The following is an 18197-nucleotide window of genomic DNA, read 5'->3' as shown; positions in this document are numbered from 1 at the left end:
GCGTGGTGGAGTGAGACGGGGCTGAGCAGCTCCGGCGCTGTGGCCCTGGCGGTTCGCGCTTGAGGCGCCTCAGCTGCTGGTCATAGGTTGAAGCCATGCGACGGCGGGTAGCACTTGCAATCGGCCTGGTCTTGGTGGATGCGCTCACCAGGTGCCCCGGCACATCGCTCGGCGGGGTCGGTCAGGGCTAGGGCGATGGCCGAACGAATGTGCCCCCGGGTCATCGTCCCGGACGTGGTCGGACTGCCGTTCCATATCGGGCGCGACGTCGCGTCCGACGCCGGCGTCGCGCTGGCCAATCCCGACCCGGACGGTCCGCCTATCGCAGCTCTCGCATGGCCGGGACTCTTCTACATCACCTCCCAGCGCCCGCCGGCAGGCACAGAGGTGAATCAGTGGGATTCGGTCATCGTCGAAATCGTCGAGCACGCAACAGGCGAACCCCACGAGGACAGGCCATGACCGAGAGCGGCGCCGTTACCGCGGGCGCTCGACACGCGCCGTCGGGCGGTGTCCGCGACGAAGCCGCTGTACTCCTGGCCGTCGGCGCGGTCATCCTCGGTCTGCTGCCGTGGCTCGCCACGGGTCTCCGACTGCCGCTGCAGAACCTCTGGCTCCTGCCCACCGCGCCCGAAGACATGCCGCTCGTGCTGCTGCCGTTCAGCCAGTACTCGCTCGTGCTCATCTTCGCTGTCCTGGTCGTCGGTGCCGCCGTGGCGGGAGTGGTCACGCGGTCACTGCGGAATCGGCTCAGCCGGCGGGGCCGGATGCTGCTGTTCGGCATCGTGCCGGCGCTGCAGCTGATCGCGATCGTGCAGACGGCCGTTGCCGTCCGCAGCGGACTTGCCGAGACGGGTCAGGCAGCGGTGTATCTGGCGGCTCTGGTCGGGGTGAGTGCGCTGTCCGTTCTGATCGGGATGCTCTGCCAGACCCTCATCGCCGTGGCGCCTCGGGCGGGCGCGCTCCTCGGTCTCACGATCGCGGCGGTCGCCGCGTCCTCATGGATCGGAGGCTTCCTCCAGCCGTTCACGCTCTACGGGCCGGACTGGCTTCTTCCGGTGGTGGGACTGATCGCCTGGGTCGCCCCGCTGCTCACCGGACTCGCCATCGCATGGACAGGTGTCTCCTCGCCTGGGCGCGTCGTCGCCGCTCTCGCGAGTCTCATCGTCGTCTGGGTCGCGCCCGCCGCCATCACCGGGGTCAGCAGCGCCGCCGGCAGTCGTGTGCTCGCCTCCGACCCGGCCGCGATGATCGAGTACGCGCTTCAGGTCTTCGCAAGCGCACTCCTGACCCCGGAGCTGGCGCTGCGCCCGATCGTGGCCACCGTCCTCGTCGCCGCGATCGGGCTCGCGGCGCGATGGACGATCCGCCGCCGCCGTGCCCGACCGAGCGCAACGCCCTGAACCGCCGGCAGCGTGCCTCGCTCAGGGCTCCTCGAAGGGCGGCCCAAGTGGAGCCGGCCGGATGAACGACGAAGCCGGTCGCCGACTGCGCTCCGCAGCGAAGTGCCCGCAGCGCTAGTGTCGGGGAATGCACAGCTCTGAGCTTCGCGGCGTCCGATTCCCCCCGGGCAAGCGGAGGGGGCTGTTCCGCGTGGAGGGGTTCTCCGCGGAGGACGTCGACGGTTTCCTGCGGGAGTGCGAAGTCGCTGTCCGCGCCTACGAGAACGGCGGGACGCCCCGCCTGCGCAGCGAAGACGTCGTGACCCGACAGCTCCTCACCTCCGCGCGTCACGGCGGCTCTTACGACATGGATGCCGTCAGCGAGTTCCTGGACCGCGTCGCCGCCGCGCTGCACGAACACGAACAGCGGGTGTCCTGACTGTCTGGTTTCAGGACATCGTGAACGGTGGCCGAGCAGGAGGTGCTGGTCAACAGCGGTGACCGTACAGGGTGCCGGGTGCACGCCGCGTCCCGCGAACGAGCGCCCCTCACGCCGCGGTCACTGTGCTGCGGATGGTACGGCCGCGGCAGGCTTCATGAGTATTGCGACCCGTTCCCCGTCACGCGGGTGGTTCGTCTGGACGAAACCGATACCGGTCAGCAGCCGGAGCGATCCCACATTCTCCGTATCCACAGTGGCGAATACAGCCGAGAGACCTAGGCGGTCGAAGGCGAAGTGAGCGATAAGACGCGCCACCTCGCGACCATAGCCCTTCGCCAGTGAGACCGACGGATGACGTATACGAGTTCCCAGCCGGGGACGTCCTCACGAGGCGAAGGCTTCAGCTCGGCGTGGCCGAGGAAACAGGCCCACGAAGTCTGACTCATCCTCTTTGCGGTACGGTCGCAGCTCGACGGACTGCCCGACGACGACGTCACTCGTCACTCTCTTCACACTCATCCGTGTTCACCCCCGGGTTCCTGGTCCACCGTTCGGCCATCGAAGAGTACGGCACCTTCGGAATGTCAGCGAGCGGCCCTGGGCTACCTCCCCGGGCCCGGGGCGAAGGCGTCTTCGGAACACGCGTTCGCCGACATGACGAAACCCCCGCTCCCCGTCTTCTCAAGGGACCTGCGGGCGCTTCGACGCCGGCGGCGAAGGTGGGATTCGAACTCCCAGCGGATCGAGTTCCTGATGTGTATCCGGTCGCCTATTCGAGTGCTCATCACGACGTGGGAACAAGATCCTCAAGAACGCGATGTTCCTCTCCGCATTCGCCGCGGTCCGCGACCCTCAATCCCGCGCCTACTACGACCGCAAGATCGCCCGGGGCAAGCGCCACAACCAAGCACTCCTCGCCCTGGCCAGACGCCGCTCAGACGTCCTCTACGCCATGCTCCGCGATGGCACCCTCTACCAGCAGCCAGTAGACGGGCTCGCTGCGTAACCGACCATCGAGGTTAATGACGACTCTTCGGCCGACCTGCACCCGATTAGGTTGATGCCATGAGCGCTCGCATCGCAGACGTCTACCGGAGGTTCGCAGAGTTCGAAGCGGAGGGCGTCTCCAACACCTACTTTGAATGGTCTTCCGCAATTGCAGAAGACCCCGAGATCGCTGATCTGATCTCCGAACTCCCAGGGATCAAGGTTCAGCCGAACCTGGTCTTCGCGGCAGCTCGACACCTTGGTGCCCCGGTCGGACCATACCCACCGTTCCGGGCATGGCTTGTCGAGAATTGGACGAGCGTCGTGTCAATCGTGATGGCGCGAGCAACACAGACAAATGAAGCAGCACGCTGCGCGGTGCTGCTCCCAGTACTGAGCCGCATCGACGGCCCGCTCGCGCTCATCGAGGCCGGCGCGTCAGCTGGCCTCTGTCTCTATCCGGATCGCTACAGCTACCGCTACGAGGTGGACGGGCGAACGGTCTCTCTGGACCCAGCGAGCGGCCCCAGTGTCGTTCAGATCCCGTGCGTTATCGACGCCCGCGACGTTCCAACGCGCCTGCCCAGCATCGCCTGGCGGGCGGGTGCAGACCTCAACCCCATCGATCCCACCGATCAAGACCAACTCGCGTGGCTCGAGACACTCGTCTGGCCGGAGCACACAGCGCGGCGCGACCGCCTTCACGCCGCTTCCACAATCGCCGCCGACGACCCGCCGAACCTCCGGCAAGGCGACATCCTGGCCGCCATCCCCGAACTCATCAAGCAAGCGCCAGCAGGCGCGAAGGTGGTCGTCTTCCACAGTGCGGTCCTGGTCTACTTGCCGGCTGATCGACGCCAAGAATTCGCTGAGAAGATGCTCGCGCTCGGCGATGTCACGTGGGTCAGCAACGAAGGGCCCGGCGTGTTCCCATTCATCACCGATCAGGTCGAAAGGCCTGTCGGCGGCCGCACAATTCTCGCGGTCGACGGCAGGCCCGTCGCGTTGGTGGGCCCACACGGTCAGAGCTACGAATCTCTCAACTAACCAACACCCGGTCAGGCCATCCGCAGCCCGGCCCGCCCCTGCCGCGACAAGTCACTCAACGCATCCCAGTACTTGACGGAGGAGATTGCCCCCCGGCAAGCGAATCAGCTCTCGATTGGATCCGGGCGAAGCACAGCGGACCTCGCGGGCGCGGGGCCAGGGGCGGAGGAAATGAGGCAGCATCTGCCGGTCGAGCTTGCGAGCGGCTGTATCGAACTGAGCGGACGTCTCCAGTCGCCAGCGCATCACACGCCCAGCTCACCCCACATCTCCTTCGCCGGCGGGGATCCTTGCCGGACGCTTCCCACCCGCGAACGACGTCACCCGTCCAATGGCGTAGCCCGGGCTTCCGCCCACCGATCCACGCGTGGGCCCCATCCGACACCGAGGGAACAGCGTCGAGCACTCGTCATCCAACACGCACCGGGCGTGCGGGTCACTGTGGCCCGTACGCCCGGTGCGTGACGAGGGTGGTCAGCTGGTCGCGCCGGCGGCCGCCTCGATCAGCTCCGCAGTCTCGTCCGGGTGGGAAACGTATCCGGCGTGCGACGCGTTGATCGACGTGGTGTGCGCGCCCATCCGCTCGGCGAAGAAGCGCTGCGCGACCGGGGACAGGGCCTTGTCCTGGTTGGAGACCTGGTACCAGCTGGGGATGGTCTTCCACGCCGGCTCGCCGGTCTGCTCCTCGAGGACGGCCACGTTGGTCGGGCGCTGGGTCGCGGCCATGACGTCGGTCTGTCGGGCGGGCAGGTCTGCGGCGAAGATCTGCCGGAACCGGGCCGGGGCGATGGTGGCGTCGATACCGCCGGGGTAGGGGCGCACGATGAGGGAGTCGGGCGTCAGCTCGGCGCCCGGGTACGTGACCGGGTCGTTGAACTGCGCGATGATCTCTCCTTCGTCGGGGGTGAAGGCCGCCGTGTAGACCAGTGCCTTGACGTTGCCGGCGCCGGTGGCGGCGTTCGTGATGACCGCACCGCCATAGGAGTGGCCGACGAGGACCACGTCGCCGTCGATCGAGTCGAGGATGCTGCGGACGTAGGCCGAGTCGGATGCCAGGCCGCGCAGCGGGTTGGCGACGGCGAGTACCGGGTAGCCATCCTCCTCGAGCTTGCTGATCACACCGCCCCAGCCGCTCGAGTCGGCCCAGGCGCCGTGCACGAGGACGACTGTGGGCTTCGCAGCCGGCTGCTGACCGGGGCTGTGGCCGGGGGCGGGCTGCGCCGCGCTGGCGCCCTGGGTGAGGCGCGTTGAGAAGTGGGTGTTCATGGGAGTTTCCTTTCGTGTCTTCGTGATGGATGGTTCGCCGGATGGACCCCCGGACGAGGCTCAGGGCTCTTCGACGTCGGAGAAGAGTCCTGTCATTCCTCCGGTCGCGAGTTCGCTGGCGCGCCGGAAGAAGGCCCCTGCTTCGGGCGTACCCAAGGGCGCGTTCGCTGCCTCGTAGTCGGGGAAGTAAAGGTCGATCATGCGGTAGGCCGGAGTGGCGGTGCCGTCCTCCTTGGGCCAGACCTTGGAGGTCTCCATCTTCAGGAGACCCGGAACGCTCCGGGCACGGTCGACCAATTCGGCGTAATCGGACTCGAAGGCGCCGGGGTCGATGGGGTTGTCGAAGATGAGAGTGATTTTCGTGGGCATGTGGAACTCCTTGCGTTGAGTGGTGATGTGGATGGGGGGAGCGTCAGGCGACTGCCGCGTCGGTCGCCGACTCGACCGTGACGAGAGTTCTGTCAGGGGCGGATACGGCGTGATCTCGGCCGTCTGCCTCAAGCAGGCGGAGCCAGATCTCGTTGATGGTCGGATACGCGGGCACCGCGTGCCACAGGCGGTCCAGCGGGACCTCTCCGGCGATGGCGATCGTCGCGGCATGGAGGAGTTCGGCGACGTCGGGGCCGACGGCGGTGAACCCGATCACGGTGTTACGGGCAGCGTCGATGACCATGCGGGCCTGGCCGCGATAGTGGTCGGCGTGCAGTGCGGCACCGGCGACCTTTCCCAGGTCGTAGTCGACGACCCGTGTGTCTCGTCCGGCTGCCGCGGCTTCCTGTGCGGTGAACCCGACGGTCGCCACCTCGGGCGCGGTGAAGATCACCTGCGTGAGCGCCAGTTCGTCAGCGGTCACGGCGTGGCGTCCCCACGGGTCCAGGCCGGGTTCCGCACCGTTCGCTCGTGCGACGATGGCATCGCCCAGCGCGCGGGCCTGATACTTTCCGTGGTGCGTCAGCGGTGCACGATGGTTGACGTCACCGGCGGCGAAAAGCCAGGCTGCGCCGGGGTCGGCGCCGGTGTCGTCGCCGATCCGGTCACCGTTCTGGTCGAGAACGGCGAGGGTGTGGTCGACCGTCAGCCACCTGCCCGGTTCCAGACCGATCCGGTCCAGGCCGAGGTCCTTGGTGTTCGCGGTACGTCCGGTGGCGACGAGAACCTCGTCCGCCGCGACGGTGCTGCCGTCCGACAGGGTGATCTCGAGGATGCCGGAATCGTTCCGTCGCGCCTCGATGACGCCGGCGTCCAGATGCAGTGCGACACCGGCGGAACGGAGCGCCTCGGTGACGTGCTCGCTCGCGAACAGCTCCGCCCGCGGAAGCAGGCGCGTCTGAGAGATCAGGGACACGTGGGAGCCGAGTGCGTGGAATGCCGTCGCCATCTCGGCGCCGACTACTCCGCCCCCGATGATCGCCAGGCGGTCCGGGACCATGTTGGTGGCCACGGCTTCGCGGTTCGTCCACGGCCTGACATCCGCGAGCCCCGCGATCGGCGGAATGTATGCGCTGCTGCCGGTGGCGATGACGACGGCATGGCGTGCCCGCAGGATCGTCGTGGTGCCGTCGCCGGTGTCGGTGACGGTCACGGTGCGAGGGCCGCTGATCCGTCCCTGTCCGCGGACCAGCGTGATGCCGGCACTGCGCAGCCAATCGACCTGACCGGAATCGTGCCAGTGCTCGGCGAACCGGTCCCGACGGGCGAAGACGGCGGCGGGGTCGAGGATGCCGCTCGCAGCGAGCCCCGCGGCGGGAAGGGCACGGGCAGCTCGGAGCGCGGCAGCATCACGGAGGAGTGCCTTGGTGGGCATGCAGGCCCAGTACGAGCATTCGCCACCGACGAGTTCACGTTCGACGATGGTCGCGGTCAGGCCGCCTTGCACGACCCGGTCGGCGACATTCTCGCCGACCGGTCCGGCGCCGATGACGATCACGTCGACGATGGCATCCCGGTCTACGTCGGACGCGATGAGGGACGGTCGGATGACTTCGGTCATGATCGCTTCCCCGCCTTTCGGATGACGAGGTGCAACTGGATTGCCGAGATCAGGAAGAAGATGCCACCGAGCACCGCATAGCCGCCAACGATGGTCAGCGCGGCATTCGGCCCCGCCGCCACCAGGAAGAAGCCGGCACCGGCGAGGACGGAGAGTCCACCGCTGAGGATCTGTGCCAGCTGGCCTCCGATGCGCCAGCGCAGACTCGCGACGATCAACTGGACGATTCCCGCGGTGATCGCCCAGACACCCCACACCCGCAAGACATCCGGGATGCCGGAGCCGACGACAGCGGCGAGGCCGATCGCAGCCGCCAGGCTCAGCGCGATGTTGATGTAGAGCGGGGCCTTCGGTCGGCTGGACCCGGAAGAGCGGAAGTCGATGATCGCTGCCGCGACATCGAACAACGGGTAGAGGACGAGCAGGGCGATCGCGCCAGGGTTGATCGATTGCGCGGTCGCGATCAGCAGGATCGCCCAGGTGACAGCGAACCCGAATCGTACGAAGTAGAGGTTTCGCAGCACTCTCGTGTTACTGGTGGCGGGCTCGACCACCCCTGGTGCGCCGGTGTGGATTGAAGCGGACATGCGCTCTCTTTCTGCTAGATAGAACGGTCGGTACACCGAGCATGCAGCAGCTGGACTCCCCTGTCAAGACCGATCGTTCTGTCTATCTGATAATCTGGAAGGCACAGCAACCACCAGAAACGAGGCACAAATGTCGGAGGCACGAACTCGGCTACTCGACACCGCCAGCCGGCTCTTCTACGCCGACGGGCTACGCGCCGTCGGGATAGATCGCGTCATCGCCGAGGCACAGGTCACCCGCGCCACGCTCTATCGGCACTTCCCGAGCAAGGACGACCTGCTCGTCGCCTACCTCACGCAGATCGACGAGGCGATCCGCGGCCGGATGGACGCCGCCCGATCCTCCGGCGCCGACCCTGACGACATCATCCGAACAGTCGCCCAGGCCATCTCCGACGACATCCAGGGCGCTGGCTTCCGCGGATGCGCATTCCTCAACGCCGCGGCCGAATACCCCGACCCCGATCACCCGGTCCACCATGCCGTCCTCGAGCATCGGGAGTGGTTTCTCAGGACGATGACCGAACTCTTCGCTCAGACCGGCAAGATCGACGCAGAACCCGCAGCACGACATTTCGTGATGCTCCGAGATGGCGCGATGACCGCCGGCTCTCTGACCGACCCGCAGCCCATCTGCGCGACCTTCCTGCGAGGTATCGAAGGACTCCTCGCTTATCGCAGCGGCCTGGAAGCCGACGACGTCACAGCGTTAAGCAACACGCCCTGAACGGGCGCGTTCAGCAGCCCGATTCGCGCACGTGGGCGAGCAGGTCCGGCCCCCACAGCCGATGGAGGCTCGGCCTAGTGCGCGGCTGGGTGAGCGAGCGGCTCCTCGACGTCGGCGGGCTTGCGCACGAAGAGGGTGAGCACGACCGCGACGCTCGCGATCACCGCTCCCACCACGAACGCAGTGTGCACACCCGCGGTCATCGCTTCGCCGGGGGCGTCGCCGGCAGCGAGGGCGCTGGCGGTCCCCACCGACATGAGCGTGACGAACAGGGCGGTGCCGGCGGCGCCGGCCACCTGCTGGAGGGTGCTCGTGATCGCGCTGCCGTGCGAGTACAGGGATCGGGGCAGCGACCCGAGTGCGGAGGTGAGCAATGGCGTGAAGACGAAACCGAGCCCCAAGTTGAGGGTCATGTGGATGAGCACGATCCACCAGATCTCGGCGTTCATGTCGAACGTCGTCATACCCCACAGCGCCGCTGCGGCGACGACCATCCCGGGAAGGACCAGCGGACGCGGCCCGAAGCGATCGAACAGCGCCCCCACGATCGGTGCGATGACGCCCATCAGGATGCCGCCGGGCAGCATCATGAGGCCGACCGTCAGGGTGTCGAGACCCAGCGCCTGCTGCAGGAACAGCGGCAGCAGGATGAGCGAACCGAACAGCGCCGCCATCACGACGACGACGAGCACGACGGCGAGACTGAAGGAGCGCGAGGCGAAGGTGCGGAGGTCGAGGAAGGCGGCATCCGTCTTCTGCAACGACAGCTGGCGCAGCACGAACACGACGAGCGAGACGACGCCGACGACGAGCGGGATCCAGACCGGCACGGGTGCGTGACCGGACGCCGACTCACCGATGAGGCTGAGGCCGTAGATGAGCCCGCCGAAGCCGAGGGCCGCGAGCACGGCCGAGAGCGGGTCGAATGAAGGCCGTGAGGTCTCAGTGACGTTGCGCACCCACACGGCGCCGAGCGCGATCGCGAGCAGGGCGATGGGAAGCACGAGCCAGAACATCCAGCGCCAGTCCAGTGCGGAGAGGATGACACCGGCCACCGTCGGACCGACCGCCGGCGCGACGGCGATGACGATGGAGATGACGCCCATCATGCGCCCGCGATGGGTGGGCGCCACGACGTTGAGCACGGTGGTGAACAGCAGGGGCATCATGATCGCGGTGCCGGACGCCTGCACCACGCGGCCGGCGAGCAGCATCCCGAAGCCCGCCGAGAGCGCGGCGATGAGGGTTCCGGCAGCGAACAGCGACATCGCGGTGAAGAACAGGCCTCGTAGCGAGAACCGCGCCAGCAGATAGCCGGTGCACGGGATCACGATCGCCATGGTGAGAAGAAATCCGGTGGTCAGCCACTGCGCGGTGGCGGCGGTGATGTCGAGGTCGGCCATGAGCCGGGGTAGGGCGACGCCCATGATCGTCTCGTTGAGGATGACGACGAAGGCCGAGGCCACGAGGAGGGCGATCACGGGGCCGGTCCGGGGCGCAGCTGCTGCGGCGGGAACGGATATCGAAGCGGTGTCGGGGTTTTTCTCGAGCGTCACGAAGGGCTTTCTATCGGCAGGGCTGCACACGGTTGCGGGAGGGGGCGCCGGATGAGCCGCACGAACGCCCCACTCAGTATATGGCAGTGACTGCCACTATCGGTTCTTCGGGTGCGAGAATGGGCGGATGCTCGAACCCGACGATCGGCGCCGGAACAACACCGGTCCCGCCGATGACCCTGACGCCCACCGCGGTCTGCGCGAACAGCGACGTCGTGAGACCCGTCGCGGTATCGCCGACGCGGCGATCGAGCTCTTCGAGCGCCAGGGTGTCACCGCCACGACGGTGGAGGAGATCGCCGAAGCGGCCGGCATCGCCCCGCGTACCTTCTACCGCCACGCGGTGACGAAAGAGAACGCCCTGTTCGTCGACGACGACTCGATGGAGCGGCTGATCGCCAGCGTGCGCGCCGTCGACGGGGCGGCGCCCGAGGTGAGACGCACGATCGAGCAGGCCTACCTGGCGTCCATCGATGCCTTCGACGCCGAGCAGCCCGACACCCACACACGCATCCTGCGGGCGCGTCGCCTCGTTCTCGCCGAGCCGGGCCTGCTCTCCCGCGCCCTCGCCCGTGACGACGAATACGTGCAGGCCCTCACCACCATCGTGTTGCACGCCGACGACGACCCGGACGCCGACGAGATCCGGGCCCGGGCTGTCGTCACCGCGATCAACACGAACGTTCGCCTGGCCTACGACGAGTGGGCGCGCCGCGCCGAACGCGGCCAGAAGGCATCCGTCCGACACCTCTACCTACAGGTGCGGTCAGTGCTGATCGACCACTTCACAGCCGACGACGTCGACTGAACGCAGAGCCCGCGCTGTACGCGATAGCACGTCGTGGACGTTCCTGTAGGGGGAGCCGCCCTCATCCTTCGCCGTGACGATCCGATGACGTCGGTACCCGGGAGCCTGAAGCGCACGAGCTTTCCCAGTCTTCCCACAATGCAGATCAGCGCCCTCAAAAGGGGCGCTGATCTGGGAAATGGCGGTGACGGTGGGATTTGAACCCAAAGAGGTTGAATCCTGCTCGTTCCCGATCGGTCGGATACCGCGGAATCACGCCGTTCTGGGCCAGGTGGAACCTTGGCCCGACTCGGTTCATTCGCCCCCGATCGCCGTCGCTTGTGGGCAGGATGTGGGCACGCCCTATTAGCCGCCGGAGAGCAAGATCGAGTGCTCGCTGCGACGCCGCCGGCCTAGAGTTCTCCCAGTTCTACGCCCCCAGCATCGCCAGCGTCACCAACGGCCCGTGAGCGGAGCCGGAGGGATTTGAACGTCGTCAGTAGAGACCGTGTTCTCACAACAAGGTCAAGTCGCTACGGGATCCTTCAGCCAGAATGTGGCACCGACGGTTGAAGGGTCGTCCTGCGCGGTTTACCACTGGTCAGATCTGCGTTTCGGTTTCTTGTCGTTTGATTTCCCGGCGCAAGGGAACCTTCGCGATCAGCGCCGCGACGAAGAGGCCGAGCGCCACGTATTGCAGCGCCTCAACGCGGACGAAGAATCCGGAGATGCTCGGGGGGAGAATTTTAAAGAGACCGAAGTCGAAGAAGTGCAACGCAATGTAGGCAGAGAAGACGATTGCGGACAGCAGCATGGCGGCGCTTAGCGCCACGTCGAGGAGCTTCATGATCTCTCCACGATCGCGTCCAGTCCCGGTCGGCTGCGGGTGAGTATCGCCATGACGGATCGGACGATCTCGCGCACCGGCCTCACGAGATCCTGAAGGTTGCCTAAGAGTTCTTTACGCGGGTTCACGGCTGGGTTCCTTTGCTGTGTAGGTCGTCACATCGAGAAGCTCTCGACTTCTGCCCCAGTAGAAGCCCTGTTCCCAGAACAATGTCAAGCTCCAGATGAACAACAACATCCTGGTGACCAGGTCAACCCCAAGAACTCAGTCCGAGCCTCGCGCTCTCCGCCAGTCGCGCTCTTTCTGCCTGCCGACGACGGGTCCGCCCGGTTCGGCTCGGACGCGGGGGCGTCGATGACATCGCCCTCGACCCGATCGAGCGGTCATCTGAGGCCCCCATGCGCGAGCTGACGTTGCGCTCCCGAGGCAGGCCGACAGGCGGATGGATAGCGTTCAGCCGTACAAGACTCGTCAAGGCAAGCGGTATCTCGTGTCCCCGTCACCCTCCAGTGGGCGAGATTCCCACGGTAGGTCGGAGCCAGTCCCGACCCGAGATCCGCGTCTTTCCGCGTTGGACGACCGTTCGAACCTCATCGAAACGGTCCGCAGGAGAGCGAAGCGTGAACAACCCGTGAACGAAATCTGTTCACGGATCTGTTCACAAACGCAGATCAGCGCTACTCGAAAGTAGCGCTGATCAGGTATTTTCCGTGGCGGTGACGGTGGGATTTGAACTCTTATCGGATCCCGTTTCGAAGGTAGGCACAGGCCCGATTTCCCTGTCATTGCGCGGCGGACGACCTTTCAGGGATCGACCGCACGAGGCCTGGACTTTCCTCGGCTTTGCCCACGGCCTTGCCCGCAGCGGGCACGAACGGCAGCCGCGCCGCGACGCCATGGCCGTGGGCAGCCACCTCCCAGGCCCAGGGGTGTCTTCGCCGATAATCACCGTTAAGGAGGCAAGCGGGGCAAAGCCGCGGCCATGTGCAGAGTGCCTGTCGGGCTGGGGCGGCACCGCGACGCATCTACGGAACAGGCGAGGGGCCGGGGGCTTTCGTGTGCCGTTGATGCTCCAGCTGCAGCTGGGAACGCAGCGACGCGCGGGCGCGGTGATACCGGCTTCGGACGGTGCCTTCCTTCATAGCGAGGATGCGACTTACTTCTACGAGCGAGAAGCCCTCCCAGTGGATGAGGCCGATGATATCGCGGTCGACCCCGGTCGAGGCGCGCTATGGCCTCGTGCAACTCGGGGTGTTCCGAGGGATCGTGGAAGCCCGGGTGGGGAGTGACAGACAAGATGGTTCGAACCCGATCAGCGAGTGCGTGTTGCCTTGTGGTGTGGCGGTAGTGGCGCAGCAGGACCTTTCGTGCGATGCCGAAGATCCATGGCCTCATTTCAGCGTCGGTCGGAGGTAACGACGAAGCACGCCGCCAGATCACGAGGAACGTTTCAGATAGGAGGTCAGCGGCGTCCTCTGGCTGGTCCACTCGTCGGGCGAAGTAGCCGAGAACGTCCGACGCGTTCGTGTCGACGGCCGCGGCGACTCGTGCCGTACGGGCGTCCATGCGAGGGTTCACGACTTCGGGGGCACGCAAGTCATGCCCCATCCATCGACGGCGGGCGCATCTTCGATACCGCCCTCGCTTAGCCAGCCGATGCCTGGAAATGTTTGCTCCGCAAACGACCGGATGATGGGCGCTAGGCCATCGCTGACCCGAATCTCACCGTCTACGTCCTCCGCATTATGGCCGACGGTGTTTTCGTCGTAGAGACGCTGCCCGAGGCCTGACCAGTCGTGAGCGGTGACGGCCGCATCAAGGGTTTCGCCATCGCCAGATTCCGGATTGCGGATCTCTATCCACCCCCAGCACTCTTCGGTGTGGCCGGTTTCGGTCGTCCAGCTGATCGGAATGGGTTCGTTATTGCGAAGGTGCTCAGGCGGCATTCCAACCCCTGCCCAGTGGGCCATTACAACGGCCGTACTTGCACCTGCAGTGAGTGCCACCCCGCCTGCAATGACCGCTGGCAGGACCCACCTCCCCCGAGGGGCGCGCCCGCGCCGTAGGCGTGCGGGCACCGTCGATTGCGCCAGTCGCCGCGCCTCGGAGTCGGCCTCATGGGGAAGCGGGCGCGCCAGTCGCGCAAGTAACTCATCTAAGTCAGATCGGGACATATCCCCTCCAGGGTTCACCACTACATGCCCCTTCACCGCAGAAACGTTGCAAACGCCTCGCATACTGCACTCTCGAGCGTCGCACCGCACGTGGCTGCGAAAGTGGAACGGAATGAGATGGTTGCCTTAAAGCAGCGCGGAAATTTGGGGGAGTGCCGGTCGTGAACCTTTCCGTGGTGAGCGATGAATACAAGACGTGAGCACAGACAGCAGCGTGATCCAACGGTCGGTGCGCGAGCCTGCGGTGTTCGGGGAACTATTCCACCGACACGCGTCACGGCTGCATCGGTACGTGGCGCGCCGCGCCGGTGACACCGTCGCGGACGACGTCATCAGCGAAACCTTCTTGATCGCTTTCGAGCGCCGGGCCCGGTTTGACCTCTCCCACGAGGACGCACGGCCATGGCTGTTCGGGATCGCGACTAACCTCATCCACCGCCACCGCATTGCGGAGGCGCGCACCCTTCGAACCGCCGAGCGGTTCGTGGCGGACAGCCCCGCCGTCAGCGACCCGGAGCGCATGGATGAACAAGTTGCAGCGCATCTGGAGATGAAGCGCGTCGCGAAGGTTCTGCGGAGGTTGCCCATTGGCGATCGGGACTGTCTGCTCCTGTACGCGTGGGAGGACCTCTCCTACGAGCAGATCGCGGAGGCGATGTCGATCCCGACCGGCACCGTCCGCTCACGACTCAACCGGGCTCGGCGCGCACTACGCGCAGAGCCCCTCATCGAGGAGGGAACTCATGAACGAGCTCACTATGCTCCGGACCCTGCGTGAAGACGTCTCCGAGCCCACGTCAGACCAGCTGGCACCAGCCTTCACCAAGCTGACTCACGCCATGCAGGCACCCAAACGGCGTCGTGGCCCCCGCGCGCGCTGGATTCTTGCCGGCGCAGCCGGAGCGGCCGTTCTGACGCTCGTCGGTGGAAATGCCGCGATGGCAGCCGAGTCCGCAGAAGCCGCATCCGCGCTGCGCGCACTAGCAAACGAGACGATCAATTTCACCGACCCCGCATCCGGTCAATATCTCCTCTCCCGCACGCATGCGGACTGGCTGATCGAAAGCACGCAGGCGGGCGGCACCATCGACCGCCAAATGAACGAACAGATCATCGAGGTCTACATGCCAACGGACCCCGACGCGCCATGGGTGATGTATCGGGATTGGCGAGCCAACGTCCCCGGCGACGAAGAAACGCTGAGAGCAGCCGATGGCAACTTCTACGGCGATTACCCCTCACCCGTGGCAGACCTCTCCGACATCCCCACCAACTCCGGAGCCGAAGCCCTCGCCTACTTCGACGCGCAGTACACCGGGGGCAACAAGTCGCGTGACGAAGACAACTTCGACCGCATCACCGACGTGCTCGCCACCGGCCTCGTTCCCGCGGACCTTCGTGCCGCGCTCTTCGAGGCGCTGGCCCTCATTCCGGGCGTAAGCAGCACCGCAGACGTGGAGAACTACGACGGCAAGCTCGGCATCGCGATCGGCCGCACCGAGTTCTTGCGCGGAGGCCAGAGGCAGGAAATCATCGTTGATCCTGCGACCGGACTGGTGATCGGAGAGCGCGACCTCTACACCGTCGCTGTCTTCGGCTTCGGCGTCAACGAGGTAGTGGGCCACACAGCAATCGAGACGACTGTTGCGGAGACCGCACCGTGATGTCGTCCCCGATCGGTCCGGCATCTCTCGCACTTCCCCCAACCGTCCCGATAGAGATACTGATCGAGCCGGAGGCCGCCGACACCCGCGCGCCCGAAGAGCGCCATAGGTCACGCGCGTCCTCGAACCCACCTGCGCATACTCCCTTGACCGATCCCCTACCGCTGTTGATCGGGCCGAGCCGCTGGTAACGAGCCGTCGCGACGAAGTTCGAGGACGCCCTGGCTCGGATTGATAGCCATCCAGCCGTCTCCGGTTTTGTGGAGGAACAGGATGGCTTCTTCATAACCCACCGCCGTCTCGAAGGGGTCAGGGCCGAAATACCGATCGTCACTCTCTCCGCACGCCGCAGGTGGCGAGGTCACCTCGATCTGCGAATCGCCGCGGCCGGTGAGCCACTCGTCGACACGCACGGACCAAACCTTCGCGGTTCACCGCGCGCCGATGACGTCTGTTGTTCGGGATTGGGAGCGCGAGACGACGGTGAACGGGTGAACCAGTGACATTTGTAGTTACTGATGCTCTAGACCTCGCCGATGGCTTGACCGAGTTGCAGGTACATTTCGGGCGCCCAGGTGCTCTGCGTATCCGTGCGTGGGTGACGGACATCGCTGGCCGACGGAAGGCGACGACGAAGATCCGCGCCTACGGAGTACTCGCGGCCATCCTCGATGTGGCGGTGCGTGACCGCCGGCTCGCCGACAATCCCGCACGCGGGATCAAGCTGCCCAGGAAAACCCCCAGCGGCGGGTGTACCTAACCCATAGCCAAGTGGACCTGCTCGCCAACCAGGCCCTACACCCAACGCTCGTCTACTTCTTGGCGTACACGGGACTGCGATGGGGCGAGGCGACAGGGCTCCGAGTCGCCGACGTCAACCTCAGTCGTCGTCGAGTTAATGTCCAGGAGAACGCCATCATGGTGAACCGCGGTCGTGACCGGTACCCCGAAGACCCATGCCACACGCTCCGTGCCCTACCCGGAGTTCCTCGAGGACCTCATCCGAATACAACTGCACCTCAAGCGCCCTAAGCATCTTCTCTTCGGAAACGGCTCCGAGCCGCAACGACTGCCGAACTCCCGCGACGGATGGTTTGCCGCTGCCGTGCGCCGCGCAATGCGCGTCGACCCAACTTTTCCTCGTATCACTCCGCACGACCTGCGCCATACGGCTGCCAGCCTTGCGATCAGCGCCGGAGCAAACGTCAAAGCCGTTCAGCGCATGCTCGGGCACGCATCGGCGGCCATGACCCTCGACACGTACGCCGACCTCTTCGACGATGACCTCGACTACGTAGCTCAGGCCCTCACGAGCGCCCGCCATGCTGCGGTCGTCGTCGTCCAGGAGCAGCAGGCGCGGGGCGCATCAATACGCCCGTCGGCGATACTGCCTCCGATGCCTTCCCCAGGCTCACCCAGGGACGCTGCGCGCGGTCTGTGAAGTCGGCCAGGCGGATCGTCATAGGGGCTCCGCGAAGCGGTTTTTCCCGAATCTTTCCCACGAAGCCGAACGAGGCAAGACGAAAGCCCCGCGATCCCAGTGTTTCCAAGGGCTCGCGGGGCTTCGACGCTGGCGGTGACGGTGGGATTTGAACCCACGGTAGGGGGTTACCCTACACAACTTTTCGAGAGTTGCACCTTCGGCCGCTCGGACACGTCACCGCCGATCAGTTTACGACACCACACGCAACCCCGCGAATCGGCGCTTTCCGGCGGGCCCGGGACCGTAGCCGGGCCGGGAGGGCGCCTGTAAGACTGGGCCCATGAGCGTGATCGAGAATTCCAAGATGACGGTGGTGGGCGCGGGCAGCGTGGGGGCCAGCGTCGCGTACGCCGCCCTCATCCGCGGATCGGCGCGGCATGTGGCGCTGTACGACATTGCGACGCAGAAGGTCGAGGCCGAAGTGCTCGACCTCGCCCACGGCACCCAGTTCACCGGGTCGAGCGACATCATCGGTGGCAGCGACATCTCCGTCGCCGCGGGATCGCACGTCGTCGTCATCACCGCCGGCGCGAAGCAGAAGCCCGGCCAGACGCGCATCGAACTGGCCGGGGTGAATGCCGGCATCCTGCGGTCGATGATGCCTCAGCTGCTCGAAGTCGCTCCGGATGCCATCTACGTCATCGTGACCAACCCGTGCGACGTCCTGACTGTCCTCGCGCAGGAGGCGACGAACCTGCCGCCGGAACGCATCTTCTCCTCCGGCACGGTGCTCGACACCTCCCGCCTGCGGTGGAAGCTCGCCCAGCGCGCGGGCGTGGCGACCTCGAACGTGCACGCCTACATCGTGGGCGAGCACGGCGACACGGAGTTCCCGCTGTGGTCGCGCGCGACGATCGGAACGGTGCCGATCCTCGAGTGGGAGTCGCCGGGGCACCCGCGGATGAGCGCCGAGGAGCTCGACCGCATCGCGGTGGACGTGCGCGACGCCGCCTACAAGGTCATCGAGGGCAAGGGCGCGACGAACTATGCCATCGGGCTCGCCAGCGCCCGGATCGTCGAGGCGGTCCTGCGCGACGAGCACACCGTCCTGCCGGTGAGTACCGTGCTCGACGACTTCCACGGGCTCGACGGGGTGGCCCTGTCGGTGCCGTCGATCGTGAGCGCGTCGGGCGCCGTGCCGATTCGGGAGACGCTCTTCTCCGAGGACGAGATGACGCTGCTCCAGCGCTCGGGCGATGCGTTGCGGACGGTGGCGGCGAGCCTGCGCGAGTGACCCCCGGCCGGTTCGCGGCCCCGG

The 18197-nt window shown here is 66.1% G+C and carries 20 protein-coding genes, 1 tRNA gene and 2 pseudogenes; 11 read left to right on the top strand and 12 right to left on the bottom strand.

Annotated elements, in window-relative coordinates:
* Positions 1-195 precede the first annotated feature (195 nt).
* The 3 genes from F6J85_RS01580 to F6J85_RS01570 all read left to right on the top strand — a co-directional run bounded on the left by F6J85_RS01580 (position 196) and on the right by F6J85_RS01570 (position 1821).
* Positions 196-462 carry a PASTA domain-containing protein gene (locus tag F6J85_RS01580; RefSeq protein WP_150923561.1) on the top strand — a complete coding sequence of 89 codons (267 nt, stop codon included), beginning with the start codon at positions 196-198 and terminating at the stop codon, positions 460-462.
* Positions 459-1403, top strand: coding sequence for a hypothetical protein (locus tag F6J85_RS01575; protein WP_150923560.1), 945 nt, complete (start codon positions 459-461; stop codon positions 1401-1403). The genes F6J85_RS01580 and F6J85_RS01575 overlap by 4 nt, the downstream gene beginning before the upstream one ends.
* Before the next feature lie 127 nt (positions 1404-1530).
* Positions 1531-1821, top strand: coding sequence for a hypothetical protein (locus tag F6J85_RS01570; protein ID WP_150923559.1), 291 nt, complete (start codon positions 1531-1533; stop codon positions 1819-1821).
* 120 nt (positions 1822-1941) lie between these two features.
* Here the strand turns inward: F6J85_RS01570 and F6J85_RS18260 are convergent, their stop codons facing one another.
* Positions 1942-2196 (bottom strand): GNAT family N-acetyltransferase, encoded by a 255-nt coding sequence (locus F6J85_RS18260; protein ID WP_150927090.1) that lies wholly within the window; start codon positions 2194-2196, stop codon positions 1942-1944.
* A gap of 403 nt (positions 2197-2599) precedes the next feature.
* Here F6J85_RS18260 and F6J85_RS01560 point away from each other — a divergent pair.
* Positions 2600-2830, top strand: a pseudogene (locus F6J85_RS01560) (IS110 family transposase); the annotation flags it as partial.
* 59 nt (positions 2831-2889) lie between these two features.
* Positions 2890-3858 (top strand): DUF2332 domain-containing protein, encoded by a 969-nt coding sequence (locus F6J85_RS01555; protein ID WP_150923558.1) that lies wholly within the window; start codon positions 2890-2892, stop codon positions 3856-3858.
* Positions 3859-4332: 474 nt separating this feature from the next.
* Here F6J85_RS01555 and F6J85_RS01550 read toward each other — a convergent pair whose 3' ends face one another.
* Genes F6J85_RS01550 through F6J85_RS01535 form a run of 4 tightly spaced genes read right to left on the bottom strand, consistent with a single transcriptional unit; the run spans position 4333 to position 7701 of the window.
* Positions 4333-5124 (bottom strand): alpha/beta hydrolase, encoded by a 792-nt coding sequence (locus F6J85_RS01550; protein ID WP_150923557.1) that lies wholly within the window; start codon positions 5122-5124, stop codon positions 4333-4335.
* Between the two features lie 60 nt (positions 5125-5184).
* The gene (locus tag F6J85_RS01545) at positions 5185-5493 is read right to left on the bottom strand and encodes an EthD family reductase (RefSeq protein ID WP_150923556.1); all 309 of its coding nucleotides are present in this window, start codon (positions 5491-5493) and stop codon (positions 5185-5187) included.
* A 43-nt stretch (positions 5494-5536) separates the two neighbouring features.
* Positions 5537-7114, bottom strand: coding sequence for a dihydrolipoyl dehydrogenase family protein (locus F6J85_RS01540; protein ID WP_150923555.1), 1578 nt, complete (start codon positions 7112-7114; stop codon positions 5537-5539).
* Positions 7111-7701: a hypothetical protein gene (locus F6J85_RS01535; protein WP_150923554.1), complete on the bottom strand. Its 591-nt coding sequence runs from the start codon at positions 7699-7701 to the stop codon at positions 7111-7113. The genes F6J85_RS01540 and F6J85_RS01535 overlap by 4 nt, the downstream gene beginning before the upstream one ends.
* 130 nt (positions 7702-7831) lie before the next feature.
* On the opposite strand from F6J85_RS01535, the gene F6J85_RS01530 reads away from it, so the two are divergent.
* Entirely contained in the window at positions 7832-8428 is a 597-nt protein-coding gene (locus tag F6J85_RS01530; protein WP_150923553.1) for a TetR/AcrR family transcriptional regulator, read from the top strand.
* A gap of 74 nt (positions 8429-8502) precedes the next feature.
* Here the strand turns inward: F6J85_RS01530 and F6J85_RS01525 are convergent, their stop codons facing one another.
* Positions 8503-9984, bottom strand: a complete 1482-nt coding sequence (locus tag F6J85_RS01525) for an MDR family MFS transporter (protein WP_150923552.1) — start codon at positions 9982-9984, stop codon at positions 8503-8505.
* 127 nt (positions 9985-10111) lie between these two features.
* Between F6J85_RS01525 and F6J85_RS01520 the strand changes: the two genes are divergently transcribed.
* Positions 10112-10792 carry a TetR/AcrR family transcriptional regulator gene (locus tag F6J85_RS01520; protein WP_150923551.1) on the top strand — a complete coding sequence of 227 codons (681 nt, stop codon included), beginning with the start codon at positions 10112-10114 and terminating at the stop codon, positions 10790-10792.
* A 580-nt stretch (positions 10793-11372) separates the two neighbouring features.
* On the opposite strand, the gene F6J85_RS01515 is transcribed toward F6J85_RS01520, so the two are convergent.
* From F6J85_RS01515 to F6J85_RS01505, 4 genes and pseudogenes are all read right to left on the bottom strand, one after another.
* Positions 11373-11618: a hypothetical protein gene (locus F6J85_RS01515; protein WP_150923550.1), complete on the bottom strand. Its 246-nt coding sequence runs from the start codon at positions 11616-11618 to the stop codon at positions 11373-11375.
* Positions 11619-12643: 1025 nt separating this feature from the next.
* Entirely contained in the window at positions 12644-12817 is a 174-nt protein-coding gene (locus F6J85_RS17625; protein ID WP_275094068.1) for an RNA polymerase sigma factor, read from the bottom strand.
* A 142-nt stretch (positions 12818-12959) separates the two neighbouring features.
* A pseudogene (locus tag F6J85_RS18255) lies at positions 12960-13184 on the bottom strand (RNA polymerase sigma factor); the annotation flags it as partial.
* A gap of 8 nt (positions 13185-13192) precedes the next feature.
* Positions 13193-13564, bottom strand: a complete 372-nt coding sequence (locus F6J85_RS01505; protein ID WP_150923548.1) for a hypothetical protein — start codon at positions 13562-13564, stop codon at positions 13193-13195.
* A 424-nt stretch (positions 13565-13988) separates the two neighbouring features.
* Between F6J85_RS01505 and F6J85_RS01500 the strand changes: the two genes are divergently transcribed.
* The gene (locus F6J85_RS01500; RefSeq protein ID WP_202980859.1) at positions 13989-14570 is read left to right on the top strand and encodes an RNA polymerase sigma factor; all 582 of its coding nucleotides are present in this window, start codon (positions 13989-13991) and stop codon (positions 14568-14570) included.
* The gene (locus tag F6J85_RS01495) at positions 14536-15456 is read left to right on the top strand and encodes a hypothetical protein (protein WP_150923546.1); all 921 of its coding nucleotides are present in this window, start codon (positions 14536-14538) and stop codon (positions 15454-15456) included. Before F6J85_RS01500 ends, F6J85_RS01495 begins: the two co-directional genes overlap by 35 nt.
* Positions 15457-15614: 158 nt before the next feature.
* Here F6J85_RS01495 and F6J85_RS01490 read toward each other — a convergent pair whose 3' ends face one another.
* Positions 15615-15869 carry a hypothetical protein gene (locus F6J85_RS01490; RefSeq protein ID WP_150923545.1) on the bottom strand — a complete coding sequence of 85 codons (255 nt, stop codon included), beginning with the start codon at positions 15867-15869 and terminating at the stop codon, positions 15615-15617.
* A gap of 521 nt (positions 15870-16390) precedes the next feature.
* Here F6J85_RS01490 and F6J85_RS17855 point away from each other — a divergent pair.
* Entirely contained in the window at positions 16391-16897 is a 507-nt protein-coding gene (locus F6J85_RS17855) for a tyrosine-type recombinase/integrase (RefSeq protein ID WP_238707023.1), read from the top strand.
* 130 nt (positions 16898-17027) lie between these two features.
* On the opposite strand, the gene F6J85_RS01480 is transcribed toward F6J85_RS17855, so the two are convergent.
* Positions 17028-17118, bottom strand: a tRNA-Ser gene (locus F6J85_RS01480).
* 101 nt (positions 17119-17219) lie between these two features.
* Here F6J85_RS01480 and F6J85_RS01475 point away from each other — a divergent pair.
* Positions 17220-18173: an L-lactate dehydrogenase gene (locus F6J85_RS01475; protein ID WP_150923544.1), complete on the top strand. Its 954-nt coding sequence runs from the start codon at positions 17220-17222 to the stop codon at positions 18171-18173.
* The last annotated feature ends 24 nt before the right edge of the window (positions 18174-18197 follow it).

The sequence above is a fragment of the Microbacterium lushaniae genome (genome assembly GCF_008727775.1).
Taxonomy (GTDB): Bacteria; Actinomycetota; Actinomycetes; order Actinomycetales; family Microbacteriaceae; genus Microbacterium; species Microbacterium lushaniae.
This window is presented reverse-complemented; position numbering and strand designations above follow the sequence as displayed.